Genomic DNA, 4686 nt, shown 5'->3' on the forward strand with positions numbered 1-4686 from the left:
CGGCGAGGAGCCGCCGACCGACCTCGTCGGCCGGGTCCACGTCGCGAGCGAGTCCCGCGGCGTCGATCCCGGCCCGCTGCGCACGCGCCAGCACCTTCTGCCCGCGCGCGAGCGCGCCGATCGCCAGCGGGATCCCGTCGAGTGCCGACCCGCGCTGCTTCTCCGCGTTCTTCAGCCGGTCCCACTGCACGTGCACGTCGCCCTCGACCGGAGCGCCCTCGAAGACGTGGGGGTGCCGGCGCACCAGCTTGGCGGCGAGGTCCGCGGCGACGTCGTCCACGTCGAACGGGTCGGTGGGGTGCTCGGTGGCGATGCGGGCGTGGAACACCACCTGCAGGAGCAGGTCACCCAGCTCCTCGCGCAGCCCGGCGCGGTCGTCGGTCTCGATCGCCTCCGCCAGCTCGTGGGCCTCCTCGAGCACGTACGGCACCAGCGACTCGTGCGTCTGCTGGGCGTCCCACGGGCAGCCGCCCGGCGAGCGCAGCCGGTCCATCACGCGCACGAGGGCGCGCAGGGGGTCCGGCTGCGGGTCCGTCACGACGCCGAGGGCGTCGGCTCCGGCGTAGGCTCCGTCGACTCGTCGTCGGGAGCCGGAGCCGCGGAGGTGACCAGCCACGGGGCGGGGACGGGTTCGGCCACCTGGTTGCCGTCCGCCAGCGAGGCGAACCGCGGGTTCACCTCCACGTCGAGCTCACGCAGGCGCGCGTCGATCTCGTCGCCGATACCCTCGTCCTCCGGGAGCCCCTGCAGGTTGGTGTACGCGATCGAGTAGCGGGCGACGGCCAGCGACGGGTCGGTGAACGTGGCCGTCGCGCCCTGCACCTTCTGCTGCACCACCTGGGCGAGCAGCGCCTCGGCGTCCTCGTCCGAGACACCGACGCCCTTCTCGGCCGCGAGCTCGACCACGGTGGGCTCCTGCACGAGCACGGCGAGGACGTTGGTCGTCGTCACGCCCTGGAACCACGGTGCGAGCTCCTCGAGCGCCGCGCTCACGTCCGCGGTGGGGATCGCCGTGCCGTCGACCACCGCGGCCGCGCCGGGCTGCCCGGCGCACCCCGCCAGACCGGCCGTCGTCGCGAGCGCGACGAGCACACCCGCTGCCCGCACTCCCGCACGCCACTGCACCGCCACCTGAGACCTCCTGCGTCGTCGCTCGTCGATCGGGGTCATCGTAGGGCCCTCACCTGCGCGCGGCGYCCACCGTCGCCGCCGCCGAGACGTCGCCCCGCACGATCGCGTCGATGAACTGCCTGGCCCAGAGCATGACCTCGCGGCCCTGCACCGGCTTGCCGCCGATGCGTGCCGTCATCGGCCAGGGCACCAGCACCGTCCGCACCGCGGGCTTGAGCACCGACCCTGGGTAGAGCCGCTTCAGGCGCAGCTGGGCGGACTCGGGCAGATCCACCGGCGCGAACCGGATGAACTTGCCCTGCGCGGTCACGTCCGACAGCCCGCTGTTGCGCACGTGCTGGCGGAACTCGGCCACCTCGAACAGGTTGTCGACCGCGGCCGGCACCGCGCCGTAGCGGTCCACCAGCTCGGCCCGGACCTCGCCGAGGGCCGCCGAGTCCGCCGCCGCCGCGATCTTCCGGTACGCCTCGAGGCGCAGCCGCTCGTGCGCGATGTAGTCGTGCGGGATGTGCGCGTCGACCGGCAGCTCGATGGTGACGTCGGGGACCTCCTCCTCCACGTCACCGCGGAAGTTGGCCACCGCCTCGCCGACCATGCGGATGTAGAGGTCGAAGCCGACGCCCTCGATGTGCCCGGACTGCTCGCCGCCCAGCAGGTTGCCGGCGCCGCGGATCTCGAGGTCCTTCATCGCGACCGCCATGCCGGCGCCGAGGTCGGTGTTCGCCGCGATCGTCTGGAGCCGGTCGTGCGCGGTCTCCGTCAGGGGCTTCTCCGGCGGGTACAGGAAGTAGGAGTACGCCCGCTCGCGCCCTCGGCCCACCCGGCCGCGCAGCTGGTGCAGCTGAGAGAGGCCCAGCAGGTCGGCGCGCTCGAGGATCAGGGTGTTCGCGTTGGAGATGTCCAGGCCGGTCTCGACGATGGTCGTGCAGACCAGGACGTCGAACCGCTTCTCCCAGAAGTCGACGATCACCTGCTCGAGCTGGTGCTCGTTCATCTTCCCGTGCGCCACCGCGACCCTCGCCTCGGGGACCAGCTCCATCAGGCGCGACGCGGTCTTCTCGATCGAGTCGACCTTGTTGTGCACGTAGAACACCTGGCCCTCGCGCAGGAGCTCACGCCGGATCGCCGCGCTGATCTGCTTCTCGTCGTACGCGCCGACGAACGTCAGGACCGGGTGCCGCTCCTCGGGCGGGGTGGCCAGCGTCGACATCTCACGGATGCCGGTCACCGCCATCTCCAGCGTGCGCGGGATCGGGGTCGCGCTCATCGCCAGCACGTCGACGTTGGTGMGCAGAGCCTTGAGCGTCTCCTTGTGCTCGACGCCGAACCGCTGCTCCTCGTCGATCACCACCAGGCCGAGGTCCTTGAACCGCACCTCGCCGGTGATGAGCCGGTGCGTGCCGATGACCACGTCGACCGTCCCGTCGGACAGGCCGGCGACGACCTCCTTCGACTCCTTCGGCGACTGGAACCGGCTGAGCGCCTTCACGGTGACCGGGAACGCGCTGTACCGCTCGGAGAACGTGTCGAGGTGCTGCTGCACCAGGAGGGTCGTCGGCACCAGGATCGCGACCTGCTTGCCGTCCTGCACCGCCTTGAACGCGGCSCGCACSGCGATCTCGGTCTTGCCGTAGCCGACGTCRCCGMWGACSASGCGGTCCATCGGGAYCGGCTTCTCCATGTCGGCCTTGACCTCGTCGATGGTCGCGGCCTGGTCCGGGGTCTCCACGTACGCGAACGCGTCCTCGAGCTCGCGCTGCCACGGGGTGTCCGGGCCGAACGCGTGCCCCGCCGTGGCCATGCGCGCGGAGTACAGCCGGATGAGCTCGGCGGCGATCTCCTTGACGGCCTTCTTGGCCCGGCCCTTGGTCTTGGCCCAGTCGCCGCCGCCCATCTTGGACAGCGACGGCGCCTCGCCGCCCACGTACTTGGTGACCTGGTCCAGCTGGTCGCTGGGAACGAACAACCGGTCCCCGGGCTGGCCGCGCTTGCTCGACGCGTACTCGATCACCAGGTACTCGCGCGTCGCCGCGTTGGCACCGGTGCCGATGGTCCGCTGCACCAACTCCACGAAACGGCCCACGCCGTGCTGCTCGTGCACCACGTAGTCGTGCGGGCGCAGCTGCAGGGGGTCGACCACGTTGCGGCGCCGGCTGGGCATGCGGCGCATGTCGCGGGTGCTGGTCCCGGCACGGCCCGTGAGGTCCGACTCGGAGAACACCGCGAGGTGCAGGGGCTCGGCCACGAAGCCGGGGCCGACGGGGGCGGGCACGACGAGGACGACGCCGCCCTCGGGCTCCTCGGTGATCGTGCCGACGAGCCGCGCCGGGACCTCCGCGGCACGCAGCTGCTCGACCATGCGCTGCGCGGGACCGTGCCCCTCGGTGGCCAGCACCAGCCGCCAGCCGGACTGCTGCAGCACGCGCACGTCGGCCACCGCGCGGGCGACCTCCCCGCGGTAGCGCTCGACGTCCCGCGCCGCGATCACGAGGGTCTGCGCGGTCGCCGCGAGGTCGTCGGCCATCGGCTGGATCTCGCCGGGCGCGAGGTTGCGCGCCGCGGTGTGCCCCGTGCCGGTCGCGCCCTCGTAGAAGTCGTCGGGCTTCGCCGCCTCCGTGGCGTCGACGTCCAGGGAGAACGGCGACAGCGTCCACCAGCCGAGGCCGCGCACGGCCGCGAGCCCGCGGATCTCGGCGAACGAGGCGAAGCTCGCCGCCGAGAGGTCCAGCGGGGTCGCCGCACCGGCCGCGGCGGACGTCCACGCGGCCTCGAGGAACTCCTGCGTGGTGGCCACGAGGTCGTGCGCCCGTCGCCGCACGCGCTCCGGGTCGACCATGACCAGCAGGCTGTCGTCGCCCACCAGGTCGAGCACCGGCACCATCGACTCCACCAGCGCGGGCGCCAGCGACTCCATGCCCTCGACCGCGATGCCCTGCGCCAGCTTGTCCAGCATGTCGACCGCGCCCGGCAGCTGCGGGATGAGCTCGGTGGCCCTGGCGCGCACGGCGTCGGTCAGCAGGATCTCCCGGCACGGCGGCGCCCACACGCCGTGGTCGGCCACCTCGAGGCTGCGCTGGTCGGCGATCGAGAACCAGCGGATCTCCTCGACGTCCTCACCCCACAGCTCCACGCGCAGCGGGTGGTCCTCGGTGGGCGGGAACACGTCGATGATCCCGCCGCRCACCGCGAACTCGCCGCGCTTCTCCACCATGTCCACGCGCGTGTAGGCGGCCGCGACCAGCTTCTCCGCGAGGTCCGCCAGGTCCACCCGGTCGCCCGTGCTGATCGAGACCGGCTCCAGCTCTCCGAGCCCCTCGACCACGGGCTGCAGCAGCGCGCGCACGGGCATCACCAGCACCCGGACCGGACCGGCGTGGCCCTCGGTCTCCGGGTGCGCCAGCCTGCGGAACACCGCCAGCCGGCGGGCGACCGTGTCGCTGCGGGGCGAGAGGCGCTCGTGCGGGAGCGTCTCCCACGACGGCAGGACCGCGACGTCGTCGGCCGGCAGGTAGCACCGGACCGCGGCGGCCAGCTCGTCGGCGTCCCGGCCGGTGG

At 72.8% G+C, this 4686-nt stretch carries 3 protein-coding genes; all 3 read right to left on the reverse strand.

The annotated features are described in order from the left end of the window. On the reverse strand, positions 1-538 hold a 538-nt coding region (locus AC1DUQ_RS17835; RefSeq protein ID WP_477074254.1), incomplete at its 3' end, for a MazG family protein. After that, complete coding sequence (locus AC1DUQ_RS17840; RefSeq protein WP_477074255.1) at positions 535-1170, reverse strand: hypothetical protein; 636 nt, start codon at positions 1168-1170, stop codon at positions 535-537. The genes AC1DUQ_RS17835 and AC1DUQ_RS17840, both read right to left, overlap by 4 nt. A 10-nt stretch (positions 1171-1180) precedes the next feature. Next, on the reverse strand, positions 1181-4686 hold a 3506-nt coding region (gene mfd, locus AC1DUQ_RS17845), incomplete at its 5' end, for a transcription-repair coupling factor (protein ID WP_477074256.1).

Source organism: Cellulomonas sp. P4_B5_2 (assembly GCF_056402235.1).